This is a genomic window from Proteiniborus ethanoligenes (assembly GCF_900107485.1).
GTDB classification, from domain to species: domain Bacteria; phylum Bacillota; class Clostridia; order Tissierellales; family Proteiniboraceae; genus Proteiniborus; species Proteiniborus ethanoligenes.
Genome location: NZ_FNQE01000001.1, coordinates 166,564 through 181,728 on the forward strand (window position 1 = coordinate 166,564; position 15,165 = coordinate 181,728).

A 15,165-nucleotide genomic window follows, 5' to 3' on the forward strand; every position below is an offset into this window, starting at 1 on the left:
TATATATAAAAGGGGGACAGGTTATGTCGATGCAAATTAACAAGAATTTCATAAAATCAACAACCTATAGTAAAGCAAATGCTTATTATGAAATAATAAATTATTTAGACTCTGAGTTATGGGATGTCCTGTCTAAGCTTCCACATGCTGATGCGGAAAAAGTAGAGGAAATACGATTAAGGAATGGGAAACCACTCATGATAAGCCTTGGAGCTAGAGACTATTTTGTATCCCCAAACTGTAGCCTATTATCTAAACCAATAGAATGTATTCATGTTTCCCATAAGCATATCTTAAAAACCTTTCAGCTTATAAGCAATTATTCTATTTATTCAATAGAAGAAGAACTAAAAAACGGTTTTGTAACAGTAAAGGGAGGTCATAGAATTGGTATAACTGGCAAGGTAATCTATGGAAATGGAGGCTTAGAAACAATAAAGGATATATCATCTTTAAATATTAGAATAGCAAAAGAAATAATAGGTGTATCTAATAAAATAATTCAACATATAATTAAGAAACCAAACTCTATTTTCAATACGCTACTAGTATCACCACCTCAGTGTGGCAAAACCACTTTACTACGGGATATTATAAGAAATATTAGCAATGGAATGGAGGCTTATAATTTCTATGGAATCAAGGTGGGAGTAGTAGATGAAAGATCTGAGCTAGCTGGTACTTATATGGGTTATCCTCAAAACGATATTGGTTTTAGGACAGATATTATAGATAGTTGTCAAAAACATGAAGGTATATTATTACTTTTAAGATCAATGTCTCCAAATGTAATAGCAACAGACGAAATAGGTGATGAAAAGGATATAAAGGCTATACATGAAGCTATTAAGGCTGGTGTCAAGATTATATCAACAGTACATGGAGACGGGATTGAGGATATATTAACCAAACCTAAACTAAGAGATGTAATAAAGGAGAAGGTTTTTGAACGATTAATAATTATTGATAATGCAAATGGTGTAGGAAATATAAAAGATGTATTAGAAGGGCAGAGCTTCAAATCAATTCTAAGATAACATGACAAAGGGGAGATAAAATGTCTTTTGTAAAAATTATAGGGTGTCTTATGATAATTTTTTCTTCTTCTATTTTAGGTTTTAATTATAGCAGAGTCTATACAGAAAGAGTAGTAGGCCTTATTAATATGCAGCAATGTCTCCAAATTCTTCAAACAGAGATAATGTATGCTGCTAATCCTTTGCCGGAGGCATTGAAAGAGGTATTCAATAAAGGAAACAAAAAAGTTTCTTATGTATTTAATGAAATAGGAAAATATTTAATCTACAATAAAAATGCAAGTGTGTATGAGGGCTTTGTAGCCATAAGTACAGAATTAAAAAATAAGCTATGCTTTAAAGATGAAGATATTGAAATAATTCTTTCCTTTGGTCGAAGCTTAGGTATATCTAATAGATTGGACCAAGAAAAGTATTTTAAGATAGCATTATTACAGCTTCAGAATCAACAAAAAGAAGCAGAAGAAGAGAAAAAGAAGAACAGTAAAATGTACAAGAGCTTAGGAGTTTTAGTAGGCTTTGGCATAGTATTAGCTCTATATTAGAAAGGAGATTTTTATGAATGTAGATTTAATATTTAAAATTGCAGGAATTGGAATAGTAGTAGGCATACTTCATACTGTTCTTGAGAAAGCAGGAAAAGAAGAGTATGCATATATAGTTACATTAGCTGGAGTAGTAATAGTATTTACAATGGTTATAAATCTTATAAGCAAGCTTTTTGATAGCGTTAAGACTATTTTCCAACTATATTGATGAAGGTGATTTTATGGAAATAATTCAAATTGTAGGTATAGGCATAATAGCTACAATTTTGTCCGTAATATTAAAACAGCAAAAGCCTGAATTTTCTCTTCAGATAAGTATAGCAACAGGACTAATGATATTTATTTTCCTAATGAGTAAGCTGACCTATGTAATAGATGTGTTAAACAACCTTGCAAAAAGAATAGACATGGATTTATTATATTTTTCAACCGTATTAAAAGTAATTGGTATTGCATATATAGCTGAATTCGGAGCTCAAATTTCAAGAGATGCAGGTGAAAATGCAATTGCCTCAAAGATTGAACTTGCTGGCAAAATATTGATAATGGTATTAGCAGTACCAATATTAACTTCTTTATTAGATTTAATAATTAAAATAATACCTTAAGGTGAACATTATGAAAAAAAAAATAGTAAGCTTAGTCTTGTTAATATTAATGGTATTACTTTTACCAAATAAGGCAATTACAGAAGATGATAATAGTTTAAGTTTAGAAGGATTAATTCAAAAACAATTAGAAAGCTTAAATGTGGATCAGCTTGAAAACCTAGTAAATGATATTAGCAGCAATACAGAGGAGATGTTTTTTAAAATAGATTTTAGTAAAGTGATAACTTCTCTTATAAAGGGAGAAAAGGTCTTTGATGAAGAGAAAATTATTACTGGTATCTTCAAGCTAATATTTAGAGAAGTTGTTGCCAATTCTGAACTACTGGCCAAGCTATTGATTCTTAGCATTATATGCTCTGTACTAACTAATCTACAAAGTGCCTTTGAGAAAGATACAGTTGGAGAGATTGCATTTTATGTTTGCTACATAATTCTTATATCATTATCAATTAAAAGCTTTGTAATAGCAATGCAGATAACTTGGAATGCAATTAACAATATGGTTATTTTAATGCAGACTCTTTTACCAATACTATTAGTATTGCTTGTAGCAGTAGGTGGGATTACATCCTCTTCTTTATTTAAACCTATAATATTAGGAACATTAAGCATTATAAGTACGCTAATAAGAGATGGTATACTGCCCCTTGTTTTATATTCTACTATTATTGGAATTATATGCAAAATTTCTTCGAGAATTCAGATAACTAAGATATCAAGCCTTATTAGACAAATCTCTGTAGGAATAATGGGAATATCCTTAACCATTTTTATAGGTATTATTTCAATACAAGGAGCAACAGCTTCAAAAGTAGATGGAGTAACTATAAGAACAGCTAAATTTGCGGTAGATAAGTTTGTACCAATAGTTGGTAAATTCCTTTCGGATATTATGGAAACTGTAGTAGGTTGTTCTGTAGTGCTAAAGAATGCAGTTGGTGCTATTGGCATGATCTCTTTATTTCTAATTTGTATTATACCTATTATAAAAATACTTTCGTTAATATTGATATATAAAATTGCAGGGGCATTAATAGAGCCTATGACAAATAGTAGAATAGTTGATTGCTTAAGCGAAATAAGTAAATCCTTAGTAATGTTACTTGCGATTGTTACATCAGTAGGAGTTATGTTTTTCATTGCAGTGACTATTATTATTGGAGCTGGAAATGCAACTGCAATGCTAAGGTAGGAGGAAATATGATTGAAATCTTAAAAAACTGGGTTATAAACATAGTGGTAATCATTTTTTTTGTTGCTTTTATAGAAATTATGCTTCCTAAAAGTAGTATGAAAAGATATGTTAATATGGTTCTTGGTCTATTAATAATAATAGTTTTGATAAATCCAATCATAAAATTTATGGCTAATGATATAGATATAGAAAGGGAAGTTTTCTTAAATATTAGCAAACAAAATAATATGTATAGTGATAAGGATTTAAAGTATGTTGAAGCACAGAATCAGAATATTGTTGAAATGTATAAAAATAAGCTAAAAAGAGAAATTACAGATTTTATAGAGTTAGATGAAGGTTATAAAATTGTTGAAGTAAATATTTCGATTGAGGAGAATTCTAAACTCGATAACTTTGGAGAAATTACTGGAATAGAAGTATATCTAGAGCAGATTACAGGTGAAGAGCCTAAAAATATGTCTATAAAAATCAATGAAATAGAAGAGATAGTAGTAAATAAGGATAGAAAAAATTCAATAGTTATCAATAAAACTAGTTCGCCAGGATTTGAAAAAATGATTAATTCTATTTCATCCCATTATAAATTACCTAAAGAAAAAGTAGTTGTGATATTAAAAACTTAATGTCCAAATAAGGGAGATGAAAAAAATGCTGGAAAAATTAAAAGAACTATTTAGTGTTAAAAATCAAAAAAAGACTACATGGAATTTGATAATTTTGATTCTTGCAGGAGCGGTTATTTTGTTATTATCTAATTTTATATTATCAGATAAACAGGAACCAGATAAATTACTTTTAAATGAAAGGGGATATGAATCAAAAGTTCAAAACGAATTTAATCAAATAGAAGATGAGGCTAGTATTTTAGAAGCAAAACTTGAGCAAATTTTGGAAAAGATAAAGGGCGTAGGACAGGTTGACGTTATGATAACCTTTGAGGAAACCTCTGAAAAAGTGCCAGCATTTAACACTACTCAAATAGTTGAAAAAACAGATGAAAAAGATGCACAGGGAGGTATTAGAGAGATAACAAGGGAAGATTCTACAAAGCAAATTATATTAGGAAATAGCAATAGCTCATTAATGGTAATAAAAGAAACAAAGCCTAAAATTAGGGGTGTTATCGTTGTTGCTGAAGGCGCTGAGGATTTAGAGATAAAAGAAAAGTTATATTCAGCAGTAAAGACAGTACTAGGTGTTTCGGGAAATAGAGTAGAGATATATTCTAGCAATTAGGAGGGGTTATATGTATATTAAGAAAAAAACAATTACGATTATTTCTCTTATATGTCTATTATTAGTAGTTGGATATTTAAATCATGAGCTGACCAAAAAATCATTGTTACCATCTTCAAATGATTATAGGCAGTATGAAGAAGAGGAAATTATGGAGCTTAGTAAAACTGTAAATGAAGATTTAAAAGAAACATCTAATGAAAATACTGACAACAGTGACTCGATTGATATTGTAGATAGTAGAGATAATACAATAGACAACTTAAAGAAGCAAACAGACCACGATATTGAAGATGTAATAGCTGAGGAAGTAAGCACAAAAAATCGTAATTACTTTACTGAATATCGACTTTCAAGGGATAAGTTAAGAGCTACTTTAATTGATAGATTGTATGAAATAATAAATAATGAGAACACTAATGATGAAGTAAGGACTAAAGCACAAAATGAAATAATATCAATAGGACAAGTTGCAGAACTAGAACTTAGTCTAGAAGGGCTAATAAAGGCAAAGGGATATGAAGATGTGCTTGTGTTTTTAAGCGATGATAGTGTAAGAGTAGTTGTTTCAATTAATGAATTAACTGAACAAGATGTAGCTAAAATATTTGAGATAGTGAGAAATGAAACTAGTATAGATGCCTCCAATATTAAAATTATGAAAAAGTTTTAGTAGTGTTTGTAAATCTTATTATGTTTTGGTATAATAACTATGTGAAGTCTAAAGTATAGCAGGGGGTGAAATGCTTGTCAAACAACAAAGGAAATATTGATGAAATAGCTGACTATGGACAAATAAAGATATCCGATGAAGTAGTAGGCATCATAGCTAGCTTAGCAGCTACAGAAGTTAAAGGAGTAGCAGGCATGAGTGGTGGAATAGCTGGTGGGCTATCTGAAATATTAGGAAGAAAGAACTTCTCTAAAGGAGTTAAAGTTGAAGTAGAAAATAAAGAAGCTATCGTTAGTTTATATATAATAGTAGAGTATGGAGCAAAAATACCTGAGGTAGCTTGGAATATACAAGAGAGCGTTAAGAGTGCTATTGAAACTATGACTGGATTAAATGTAGTTGAGGTAAACATTAATATCCAAGGCGTGAATATTGAAAAGGAACAGAAGGAAGAATAATCTTTATAGTTAATAATTAAGAAAAACCCTCTGAACAATCAGAGGGTTAATTTGACTAAAAGTAATAATTAAATACAAAAGTAACTAGGAGGTCAACTATGGGAAGAAGTCTGGCAAGAGAATCTGCAATGAAGATATTGTTTCAGATGGAGTTAAATAATGATTTTTCTTCTGATGCTTTAAATATTTTTTTTGAAAACAATAGCTTTGAAGATGACGAGAAGGAGTACATATTGCAAACCGTAAATCAGTTGAATGAAAATATTAAGATTATAGATGAAAATATTGAAAAATATGCTCAGGGCTGGAAATTAAATAGAATACCAAAGGTGGATTTATCCATATTGCGAATAGCAATAAATGAAATACTCCATAGAAAAGATATACCAGTTGAGGTTTCCATAAATGAGGCCATTAATATAAGCAAAAAGTATAGCACAAATGAATCGAGTAAATTTATTAATGGCTTATTAGGTTCATTTGTAAGAGATATGGAGCATATAAATAAGTTATAAATCTAGTAATATATCCTACATTGCCTGTTGTAAAAGCATCACAAGGACAGGCTTTTGTTATATATGAAATCTGGAGGATTTAAAATGGAACTAAAGCCTTTTAAGGTGAGTGAAATAAATCAATATATTAAGAGAATACTATCTAGCGACCCTATATTATATAATATAGCTGTAGAAGGAGAAATATCTAACTTCAAGGAGTACAATAATGGGAATACTTATTTTACTCTTAAAGATGATAAGAGCAAAATAAAGTGTGTTTATTTTAATGATATGAATAATAAACTGCCCTTAATTATAGAAGATGGTATGCATGTTACTATTCGTGGATATATATCTGTATATGAAAGAGATGGTGTATATCAAATATATGTAAGGAATATAGAGAAAAAAGGTGTAGGAGAATTATTTGAAGCTTTTGAAAAGCTTAAGAAAAAGCTTCAAATAGAAGGATTGTTTCAAAGTGAAAATAAAAAACCTCTATCATTTTTGCCCAATAAAGTTGGTGTTGTTACTTCACCTAAGGGAGCTGCAATTAGAGATATAATATCAGTAATCAATAGAAGAATGCCTTCAGTTAGTATAATTATATATCCAGTATTAGTTCAAGGTGAGAAAGCTCCTAAGGATATTTGTGAAGCAATAAAATATTTTAATACTAGAGAGGATATAGACACAATAATAGTAGGTAGAGGTGGAGGCAGTATTGAGGAACTATGGGCTTTTAACCATGAGAGTGTTGCTAGAGAAATATATAAATCAAACATTCCAATAATTTCAGCTGTTGGACATGAAACTGATTTTACAATTGCAGATTTCGTTGCAGATATGAGAGCTCCAACACCTTCTGTTGCTGGAGAAATTGCAGTACCTCAAATTGAGGAATTGAATTTTAGGTTAAGCTCTATTCTTAATAGCTTGATTAAGCAATATGGTATCTACATAGATACAAATAAAAGCAAACTTAAAAATGTAAATGGTAAATTCATGATGAATAATCCAATTAAGATATTAAATGATAGCAAGCAAGGATTAGATAATACATTAAAAGACCTTATAAGAATATTTGATGGAAGAAAAGATAGAGAGAGAAAAAAAATTGATTTTCTAAGTACTAAGCTAGATGCACTTAGTCCTTTGGCAATTTTAAGCAGGGGATATTCTCTAGCAACTGATGTAACTGGAAAAATAATAAAATCAGTTGAAGAAATCTCAACTGGAGATATATTAAGCTTAATTTTTCATGACGGTGAAGTTGAAATAAAGGTTATAAGAAAATAAATAAGAGGGTTGGTGTTAGCATGGCTAAGAAAAAACAAAAACTTTCCTATGAAGAAGCTATATTAGAATTAGAAAGCATTGTATCCTTGCTTGAAAATGGAGAACTGAGCTTAGAGGAATCATTAACTGAGTTTAAAAAAGGTGTGGAATTATATAAGCATTGCTATGATATTTTAAATAATATAGAGGGAGAAGTTAAAATTATTTTAGATAATGGCAATGATAATATTGAAGAAATGGATTTCAATGTGAATTCATAGGAGGAACTTATGAATATTTTAGATGAATTAAGTAAGTACAAAAGAATAGTTGACCTAGAGCTTGAGAAGGTTATGCCTAAGGAAGATTTTCCGCAGAAACATATTTTTGAAGCCATGTGCTATAGCATATTTGCTGGAGGCAAAAGACTAAGACCTGTTCTAACATTAAAAACAAGTGAATTAATTTCTGGCAGCTATGAGGATGCTATGCAAATAGCACTAGGAATTGAAATGATACATACATATTCATTAATACACGATGACTTGCCAGCAATGGATAATGACGACTTTAGGAGAGGGAAGCCAACAAACCACAAGGTTTTTGGTGAGGACATTGCTATATTAGCTGGAGATGGACTGTTGAATCTTGCATATGAAACCATGCTAAACACTATTCCTTTGAACTCTCGTGATTATGTGAAATATATACTAGCAATAAAAGAGGTAGGTAAAGCTGCAGGTGTATTTGGCATGATAGGAGGACAGACAGTAGATATCAAAACTAATGAAAAATCCTTTAATGAAGAAAGGCTAATGTTTATACACAATAATAAAACATCTGCATTGATAGAGGCTTCCATAGTTTCAGGTGCTATGGTTGCTGGAGCTAATGAAGAACAGATAGAGCATCTTAGAGAATATGGACGGTCAATAGGCTTGTGCTATCAAATCAGAGATGATATTTTAGATAAAGTAGGAGATAAAAGTCTTTTAGGGAAAAACACTGGAAGCGATGAGATTAACCACAAGCTAACCTACTTAAGTTTATTTGGAATGGATAATGCAATTATTAAAATTCAAAGCCTATATAATGAAGCTATAGAATCATTATCCATTTTTGACAAAGAAAGAGTAAGATTCTTCAAGGAGCTTGCTAGCTATCTAGTCCATAGAGAAAGCTAGATAAGTTAAGCAAACAATATATAGAGTTAATATGCAAACAATATTGTTGTATTTCTGTGAAATATGATAAAAACTCGATTTTCAAATTATTTGAAATAAAATATGGGCTATGTTATAATAATTTAAGTCTGAGAGTGGTGCAGTATTCTAGTCAGTACAACTAATTTTGAAGGCGGGGCTAAAAATCCGTCAAAGGGCACATCGATGAAGTTCCTGGTTTCGGCTGCTGACGCCCAGTTGGGAGTCGTTTCTGGGAGTAAGGGGGATGGGGCGATCTGCAATGGCATGCAGGCGTTGACCCTACTCTCGTGGAGACTCGTACAAACTATTAACGGGATAAACCTGCATTGTGGTGCAAGCTACTTGCAGCGTAGCCTGCCTTGAGTGAAATAGGCGGAACATGGTTGTGGCTTTAGAATCCATGGGCCCATGGAAGAAAGGCTTTGTCATCGAAACCTATTTTGCAAAAGAGGCTAGAAATTAGTATGGCTGTAGAGGAAATCTCCTAGACTGTTCTCATGGATGAGAAGTATATTTAGGATTACAGTGCGGACTAAGTGGCAATCTAGCCCTATTTTTGGCGACGATATAGAGATGAGATTAAAGGGAAACCGCTGGACTGGCGACGGACAGTTTTCATCTGGGAAATCCTGCTAGACCTTAAGCCGTAAAATTTACTTAATATACTACCACTCAAATGCTGATAGCTTATGGCTATCAGCATTATTTCTATACATATTTATTGTAGAAATTGGAGGTTAGGCTTTGTCTCACAAAAATATGAAATTAAATAAGAATAAAAGAACAAATAATAATAAAGTGAAAAAAAGCAATAGAAAATGGGTACTTATTATTACACTATGGACTTTCGTCTTAGCAATAGGTGTAAGCTTAATATCTGAGGTAATATTGAGAAACTTTAATATTTTTTTTGCATTCATTTGCCTAATATTTGTTATCATATTTGGAGTATTTTTTGATATAATTGGAATTGCAGTAACAGCTTCTGATGAAAAAACCTTTCATTCTATGGCAGCTAACAAAATCAAAGAGGCTAAATATGCTGTAAAACTTGTAAAAAACGCAGGACGAGTTTCTAACTTTTGTAATGACGTAATTGGAGATATAAGTGGAATAGTTAGTGGTGCTGCAGGAACAATAATTGTTATGAAATTAGTGAGTGAATATGGACTTACTAAGGGGGCTATATTAAGTGTAATAATGAGTGGACTTATAGCGTCTCTTACAGTTGGAGGTAAAGCTATTGGTAAGGAAATAGCACTTAAAAAATCCGATAATATTATATTTTTTACTGCAAAATTTGTAATGATATTAGATATAAAACTTAGAATAAATATATTACCTGAGCAAAAAAACAATAAAAACAAATGAAAGTAGGTTGAATACATTGGAGAATATTCTTTCGAGATATAGCGATCTTAAAGACTTGAAGGCTATGAATATGGAAGAACTAAATACTCTTGCTGAAAATATTAGAGAATTGATTATAGAAGTAGTATCTAAAAATGGAGGACATTTAGCTTCAAATCTTGGTGTAGTTGAATTAACAATTGCTCTGCATAAGGTTTTTAATGGTGATTTGGATAAAATAATTTGGGATGTTGGGCATCAGTCTTATGTACACAAGATATTGACTGGAAGAAAAGAGAGCTTTCATACTATAAGAACGCATAAGGGGATTAGTGGCTTTCCTAAGAGAAAGGAAAGCAAATATGATATATTTGAAACAGGGCATAGCTCTACATCAATTTCTGCTGCTTTAGGATATGCTTTGTCAAGAGATATTATAGGCGAAAAGCATAATGTAATCAGTGTAATAGGCGATGGTGCTATGACTGCAGGTATGGCTTTTGAAGCTTTAAATCATGCTGGAGATACAGGGACTGATTTAATAGTAGTATTAAATGACAATGAAATGTCTATTTCTCAGAATGTTGGTGGTCTATCTCAATACTTAAATAGAATAAGAACTGCTCCCACATATTTTAAAGTAAAAGAAGATGTTGAAGCGATACTTAACAGCATACCTGGTATTGGGAAACAAGTTTTTAAAACTGCAGAAAGGGCAAAGGATAGCATTAAATATTTTCTTGTTCCCGGTATGTTTTTTGAAGAACTTGGATTTAAGTATTTAGGACCTATAGATGGACATAACATTAATGATATGATTCGCGAATTAGAAAGGGCAAAAAAAGTTAAAGGTCCAGTTTTAGTTCATGTTATTACTAAGAAAGGAAAGGGATATAAACCAGCAGAGGAGCATCCTGATAAATTTCATGGTTCGTCTCCTTTCAATATTGACACAGGTAAGCCTATTAACATATCTATTGAACCTTCTTATTCCGATATACTAGGAGACACATTAATTAACATGGCAAATAAGGATAATAGAATAGTAGCTATTACTGCTGCAATGCCTGAAGGTACTGGCTTGAGTAAGTATAAAGAAATACACAAAGATAGATTTTTTGATGTTGGGATTGCAGAACAACATGGTGTAACTTTAGCAGCTGGATTGGCATCTAATAATCTAAAACCCTATTTTGTAGTATATTCAACATTTTTACAAAGGGGATACGATCAAGTTCTTCATGATGTATGCATCCAAAATCTTCCTGTTGTTTTTGCCATAGATAGAGCTGGATTAGTAGGAGATGATGGAGAAACTCACCATGGAGTATTTGATTTATCTTATTTATCTCACATACCGAATATTACAATAATGGCTCCAAGAGATAAATCGGAGTTTATACAAATGTTAGAGTTTAGTAAAGACTATAATGGACCATTAGCTATAAGGTATCCAAGAGGAAACTGCTATGATTATATTGAAGAAAATAATAGAACAGATATAGAACTTGGGAAATCAGAAGTGCTAGTAAAAGGCAAAGATATAGCTATAATTGCCATTGGTGGAATGGTTGAAAAAGCTTACAAGGTTACAGAAGAGCTAAAAAGACAAGGAAGAAGTGTTACATTAATTAATGGTAGATTTGTAAAACCTTTAGATGAAGATTTGATTAAAAAGGTTTCTAATGAACACTCTCTAATTGTTACCCTAGAGGACAATGTAAAAACTGGAGGCTTTGGAAGTTTAATAAATGATATATTAGTACAAAGCAACTATAGGGGAGAAATATTGAATATTGCTTTACCAGACATATTTATTGAGCATGGAAAAGTTAATTTATTATTTAAACAATACAATATGGATGTAGAGGGAATATTAAATAGAATATCAGAGAAAATCAAATAGGTTCAGGAGCGATTAAATGAAAATTGAAAAAGAAAGAATAGATATTTTACTTGTTAATAATAATATGGTAGATAGTAGAGAAAAAGCAAAGAAATATATTTTAGCTGGCTTAGTATATATTGATGATGAAAGAGTAGATAAATCTGGAACTAAGGTACCCGTAAATAGTAATATTATTGTGAAAGGAAATCCTATTCCTTATGTTAGTAGAGGAGGCTTGAAGCTTGAAAAAGCTATAGACAAGTTTTCCTTAGATATTAATGGTAGAATTGCACTAGATATAGGTGCTTCAACTGGAGGATTTACAGATTGTATGCTCAAAAATGGTGCAAAGAGAGTATATGCTATTGATGTTGGATATGGACAATTAGCATGGGAGCTTCAAAAGGATGAACGGGTAATTGTAATGGATAGAACAAATATTAGACATGTAATAAATGAGGACATTGGAGAATTAGCTGACTTTGTAAGTATAGATGTATCATTTATATCCTTGAAGCTTGTTTTGCCAAAGATTAAGGAGCTTACTACAGATAATGTAGATATTATAGCCTTAATTAAACCACAATTCGAAGCTGGTAGAGAAAAGGTTGGTAAAAGGGGAGTAGTGAAGGATATTAATATACATAAAGAGGTTATTAAAGACATATATAATTTTTGTCGCTCAATAGATCTGAATTTTACTGCTTTAACATATTCTCCTGTTAAGGGGGCAGAAGGCAATAGGGAGTATTTAGCACACCTTGTTAAAGATAACAGGGATATTTTTGATATTGATAAGCATACTGAAATCGTAGTAAATGAATCTCATGAGGAACTATAAATACATATACAATATATTTGATTTTTATGACAACCCATTTATTGGATTTAAGAGTATTTTTGTCTATTTTTTTGATTTTTCATTTGATATAATAGCTATAACACCTTTTATATTAGGTTTTTCAACACCATAGAAAAAGGGGGCAGATTATTTGAAAAAATATGCTAGGCAATCTAAGATACTGGAATTAATTGAAAACAATGAAATAGAAACTCAAGAAGAATTAGCTGATTATTTAAAAAAACTAGGCATTGATGTTACTCAAGCTACTGTATCAAGAGACATTAGAGAATTAAGACTTATTAAGGTGCTTGCTAAAAGTGGTAAATACAAATATGCAGCAATGGGACAAAATGTAGAGAGTACAACAGACAGATTAATTAAAATATTTAAGAATTCTATAGTATCTATAAATATTGCAGGACATTTACTAGTTATAAAAACTTTACCAGGAGCTGCTCAAATATGTGGTTCTGCTGTAGATTCTTTAGGTTTAGACGAAATAGCAGGAACTATTGCTGGTGATGATACTATATTCATTGCAGTAAGTGATATTAATAAAATTAATGATATACGAGAAACATTTCAAAAATTGCTTAATTAATAGGAGGTTAGAATATGCTCCTCGAAATCAATATTGAAAATTTTGCAATTATTGATAACTTGAGAGTTGATTTCACAAAAGGTTTAAATGTATTAACTGGAGAGACGGGTGCAGGAAAATCTATAGTTATAGATGCTATATCTTTAGTATTAGGTGGAAGAGCGGACAAAGATTTTGTGCCTACTGGATGTGAAAAAGCATCAATTGAAGCCTTGTTTTGTTTAGAAACTCCACACTATATATATGAGATACTAGATGTATACGGTATACAAAAAGAAGCTGATAACACTTTACTTCTTACAAGAGAAATATTTGATACTGGAAGAAGCACCTCTAGGGTAAATGGAAGGACTGTCACCTTAAGCATGTTAAACAACATAACTAGTAAGTTAATAGACATACACGGACAACATGATCATCAATCTCTTTTAAAAAGTGATAAGCATTGTGATTTCATTGATTCATTAGGTGATGAAAAAATTATTAATATTAAAGGAAAAGTTAAAAGTGAATATGAAATAATACGTTCCTTAAAAAGCAAACTAAAGTCTTTATGCCAAAACGAAATGGAGAAAGAAAGAAAAATAGATTTATTAAAATTTCAAATAGAAGAAATTGATGATGCTAGTCTTAAAGATGGAGAGGATGAACTATTATTATCAGAATATAACATCTTATCAAATGCTGAAAACATTGTAAAGTCCTTAACTGAATCTATTACAATATTAGATTCGGATTATCATGGGAACAAACCTATTTTAGATCAGCTAAACAATATTTATGTAAGCTTAAATAGATTATCTAAAATTAGTACTGATATTTCTAATTTTTCTAATACAATTGAATCGGTTATTTATCAACTTCAAGATGTAACTAGAGATATAAGGCATTATAACGAAACAGTAGAGTACAATCCAGAAAAAATTAAAATCATTGAAGATAGACTAGACTTAATAAATAAAATTAAACGAAAGTACGGTAATACAATAGATAAGGTTTTGAAATATCGTGATGAAATCAGTAATGAATTAGAAGAATTATTGAACTGTGAAGAAGAAATAAGAGAAATAACAAATAAGATACAGAAACATGAAAATTATTTAAATACTTTATGCGAAGAGCTAACCTTAGAAAGGACAAGCATATCTAGTAAGTTTGAATCAGCAATAATAAAAGAGCTTAGCGAATTAAATATGCCTAAAGTTAAATTTAAGGTTAAGCTCGAAAAGCTTGAGCAATTTACACCAAATGGTATTGATAGAATTGAGTTTATGATATCTACAAATCCAAATGAACCATTAAAGCCTTTATCTAAAATAGTTTCTGGTGGTGAAATGTCAAGGATTATGCTTGGCTTTAAGAGTATTTTAGCTGAGAGAGATGAAATCCCCACATTAATATTTGATGAAATTGATTCTGGAATAAGTGGTAGAACAGCCCAAATAGTAGGAGAAAAAATAGCTAAAATTTCAAATACACATCAAATTATATGTATAACTCATTTACCGCAGATTGCTGCTCTTGCGGACAGTCATTATCTAATTGACAAAAAAATTGAAAAAAATAAAGCTATCACACATATTAACAAGCTTGACTATAATGAAAGAATTGAAGAGCTTTCTAGATTGTTAGGAGGAGTCAACCTTACAGAAACTACCAAAAAACATGCTAAAGAGATGATCGAAATGTCAAAAAAAATAAAAGGAAGCATCTAATTTTATTAATTAGGTGCTTTTTTGTT

Annotated in this window: 19 protein-coding genes; all 19 read left to right on the top strand. The window is 30.9% G+C overall.

Going from position 1 to position 15,165, the window contains the following annotated elements:
• The first annotated feature begins 23 nt into the window (after positions 1-23).
• The 19 genes from spoIIIAA to recN all read left to right on the top strand — a co-directional run bounded on the left by spoIIIAA (position 24) and on the right by recN (position 15,139).
• Positions 24-1,037 (top strand): stage III sporulation protein AA, encoded by a 1,014-nt coding sequence (spoIIIAA, locus tag BLV37_RS00795; protein WP_244270427.1) that lies wholly within the window; start codon positions 24-26, stop codon positions 1,035-1,037.
• A 20-nt stretch (positions 1,038-1,057) separates the two neighbouring features.
• Entirely contained in the window at positions 1,058-1,582 is a 525-nt protein-coding gene (spoIIIAB, locus tag BLV37_RS00800) for a stage III sporulation protein SpoIIIAB (RefSeq protein ID WP_091725899.1), read from the top strand.
• Between the two features lie 13 nt (positions 1,583-1,595).
• The gene (gene spoIIIAC, locus BLV37_RS00805; protein WP_091725902.1) at positions 1,596-1,793 is read left to right on the top strand and encodes a stage III sporulation protein AC; all 198 of its coding nucleotides are present in this window, start codon (positions 1,596-1,598) and stop codon (positions 1,791-1,793) included.
• 13 nt (positions 1,794-1,806) lie between these two features.
• Positions 1,807-2,193, top strand: coding sequence for a stage III sporulation protein AD (spoIIIAD, locus tag BLV37_RS00810; protein ID WP_091725905.1), 387 nt, complete (start codon positions 1,807-1,809; stop codon positions 2,191-2,193).
• A 10-nt stretch (positions 2,194-2,203) separates the two neighbouring features.
• On the top strand, positions 2,204-3,388 hold the full coding sequence (spoIIIAE, locus tag BLV37_RS00815; protein WP_091725907.1) for a stage III sporulation protein AE: 1,185 nt from the start codon (positions 2,204-2,206) through the stop codon (positions 3,386-3,388).
• Positions 3,389-3,396: 8 nt separating this feature from the next.
• On the top strand, positions 3,397-4,017 hold the full coding sequence (gene spoIIIAF, locus BLV37_RS00820; RefSeq protein ID WP_091725910.1) for a stage III sporulation protein AF: 621 nt from the start codon (positions 3,397-3,399) through the stop codon (positions 4,015-4,017).
• A gap of 25 nt (positions 4,018-4,042) precedes the next feature.
• Complete coding sequence (locus tag BLV37_RS00825; protein ID WP_208975160.1) at positions 4,043-4,630, top strand: stage III sporulation protein AG; 588 nt, start codon at positions 4,043-4,045, stop codon at positions 4,628-4,630.
• A gap of 10 nt (positions 4,631-4,640) precedes the next feature.
• Entirely contained in the window at positions 4,641-5,303 is a 663-nt protein-coding gene (locus tag BLV37_RS00830; protein ID WP_091725914.1) for a SpoIIIAH-like family protein, read from the top strand.
• A 74-nt stretch (positions 5,304-5,377) separates the two neighbouring features.
• A complete protein-coding gene (locus BLV37_RS00835; protein WP_091725916.1) occupies positions 5,378-5,761 on the top strand; it encodes an Asp23/Gls24 family envelope stress response protein in 384 nt (127 codons plus the stop codon).
• A gap of 98 nt (positions 5,762-5,859) precedes the next feature.
• Complete coding sequence (gene nusB / locus BLV37_RS00840; RefSeq protein ID WP_091725919.1) at positions 5,860-6,276, top strand: transcription antitermination factor NusB; 417 nt, start codon at positions 5,860-5,862, stop codon at positions 6,274-6,276.
• An 84-nt stretch (positions 6,277-6,360) separates the two neighbouring features.
• Complete coding sequence (xseA, locus tag BLV37_RS00845) at positions 6,361-7,557, top strand: exodeoxyribonuclease VII large subunit (RefSeq protein ID WP_091725922.1); 1,197 nt, start codon at positions 6,361-6,363, stop codon at positions 7,555-7,557.
• 20 nt (positions 7,558-7,577) lie between these two features.
• Positions 7,578-7,817 carry an exodeoxyribonuclease VII small subunit gene (gene xseB / locus BLV37_RS00850; protein WP_091725924.1) on the top strand — a complete coding sequence of 80 codons (240 nt, stop codon included), beginning with the start codon at positions 7,578-7,580 and terminating at the stop codon, positions 7,815-7,817.
• A gap of 9 nt (positions 7,818-7,826) precedes the next feature.
• Complete coding sequence (locus BLV37_RS00855; RefSeq protein WP_091725927.1) at positions 7,827-8,720, top strand: polyprenyl synthetase family protein; 894 nt, start codon at positions 7,827-7,829, stop codon at positions 8,718-8,720.
• A gap of 522 nt (positions 8,721-9,242) precedes the next feature.
• Positions 9,243-9,377 carry a hypothetical protein gene (locus BLV37_RS15385; RefSeq protein ID WP_280140097.1) on the top strand — a complete coding sequence of 45 codons (135 nt, stop codon included), beginning with the start codon at positions 9,243-9,245 and terminating at the stop codon, positions 9,375-9,377.
• Positions 9,378-9,485: 108 nt separating this feature from the next.
• Positions 9,486-10,112, top strand: coding sequence for a CNNM domain-containing protein (locus BLV37_RS00860; RefSeq protein WP_244270428.1), 627 nt, complete (start codon positions 9,486-9,488; stop codon positions 10,110-10,112).
• A 16-nt stretch (positions 10,113-10,128) separates the two neighbouring features.
• Positions 10,129-11,997 carry a 1-deoxy-D-xylulose-5-phosphate synthase gene (gene dxs, locus BLV37_RS00865; RefSeq protein WP_208975161.1) on the top strand — a complete coding sequence of 623 codons (1,869 nt, stop codon included), beginning with the start codon at positions 10,129-10,131 and terminating at the stop codon, positions 11,995-11,997.
• Positions 11,998-12,013: 16 nt separating this feature from the next.
• Positions 12,014-12,820: a TlyA family RNA methyltransferase gene (locus BLV37_RS00870; RefSeq protein ID WP_091725933.1), complete on the top strand. Its 807-nt coding sequence runs from the start codon at positions 12,014-12,016 to the stop codon at positions 12,818-12,820.
• 151 nt (positions 12,821-12,971) lie between these two features.
• On the top strand, positions 12,972-13,424 hold the full coding sequence (locus BLV37_RS00875; RefSeq protein ID WP_091725935.1) for an arginine repressor: 453 nt from the start codon (positions 12,972-12,974) through the stop codon (positions 13,422-13,424).
• A 14-nt stretch (positions 13,425-13,438) separates the two neighbouring features.
• Positions 13,439-15,139, top strand: coding sequence for a DNA repair protein RecN (gene recN / locus BLV37_RS00880; RefSeq protein ID WP_091725937.1), 1,701 nt, complete (start codon positions 13,439-13,441; stop codon positions 15,137-15,139).
• The last annotated feature ends 26 nt before the right edge of the window (positions 15,140-15,165 follow it).

Excerpts from the sequence above, each read along its gene's own strand:
- spoIIIAA (WP_244270427.1), top strand. The coding sequence starts at position 24 with ATGTCGATGCAAATTAACAAGAATTTCATAAAATCAACAACCTATAGT.
- spoIIIAB (WP_091725899.1), top strand. The coding sequence starts at position 1,058 with ATGTCTTTTGTAAAAATTATAGGGTGTCTTATGATAATTTTTTCTTCT.
- spoIIIAC (WP_091725902.1), top strand. The coding sequence starts at position 1,596 with ATGAATGTAGATTTAATATTTAAAATTGCAGGAATTGGAATAGTAGTA.
- spoIIIAD (WP_091725905.1), top strand. The coding sequence starts at position 1,807 with ATGGAAATAATTCAAATTGTAGGTATAGGCATAATAGCTACAATTTTG.
- spoIIIAE (WP_091725907.1), top strand. The coding sequence starts at position 2,204 with ATGAAAAAAAAAATAGTAAGCTTAGTCTTGTTAATATTAATGGTATTA.
- spoIIIAF (WP_091725910.1), top strand. The coding sequence starts at position 3,397 with ATGATTGAAATCTTAAAAAACTGGGTTATAAACATAGTGGTAATCATT.
- BLV37_RS00825 (WP_208975160.1), top strand. The coding sequence starts at position 4,043 with ATGCTGGAAAAATTAAAAGAACTATTTAGTGTTAAAAATCAAAAAAAG.
- BLV37_RS00830 (WP_091725914.1), top strand. The coding sequence starts at position 4,641 with ATGTATATTAAGAAAAAAACAATTACGATTATTTCTCTTATATGTCTA.
- nusB (WP_091725919.1), top strand. The coding sequence starts at position 5,860 with ATGGGAAGAAGTCTGGCAAGAGAATCTGCAATGAAGATATTGTTTCAG.
- xseA (WP_091725922.1), top strand. The coding sequence starts at position 6,361 with ATGGAACTAAAGCCTTTTAAGGTGAGTGAAATAAATCAATATATTAAG.
- xseB (WP_091725924.1), top strand. The coding sequence starts at position 7,578 with ATGGCTAAGAAAAAACAAAAACTTTCCTATGAAGAAGCTATATTAGAA.
- BLV37_RS00855 (WP_091725927.1), top strand. The coding sequence starts at position 7,827 with ATGAATATTTTAGATGAATTAAGTAAGTACAAAAGAATAGTTGACCTA.
- BLV37_RS15385 (WP_280140097.1), top strand. The coding sequence starts at position 9,243 with ATGAGAAGTATATTTAGGATTACAGTGCGGACTAAGTGGCAATCTAGC.
- BLV37_RS00870 (WP_091725933.1), top strand. The coding sequence starts at position 12,014 with ATGAAAATTGAAAAAGAAAGAATAGATATTTTACTTGTTAATAATAAT.
- recN (WP_091725937.1), top strand. The coding sequence starts at position 13,439 with ATGCTCCTCGAAATCAATATTGAAAATTTTGCAATTATTGATAACTTG.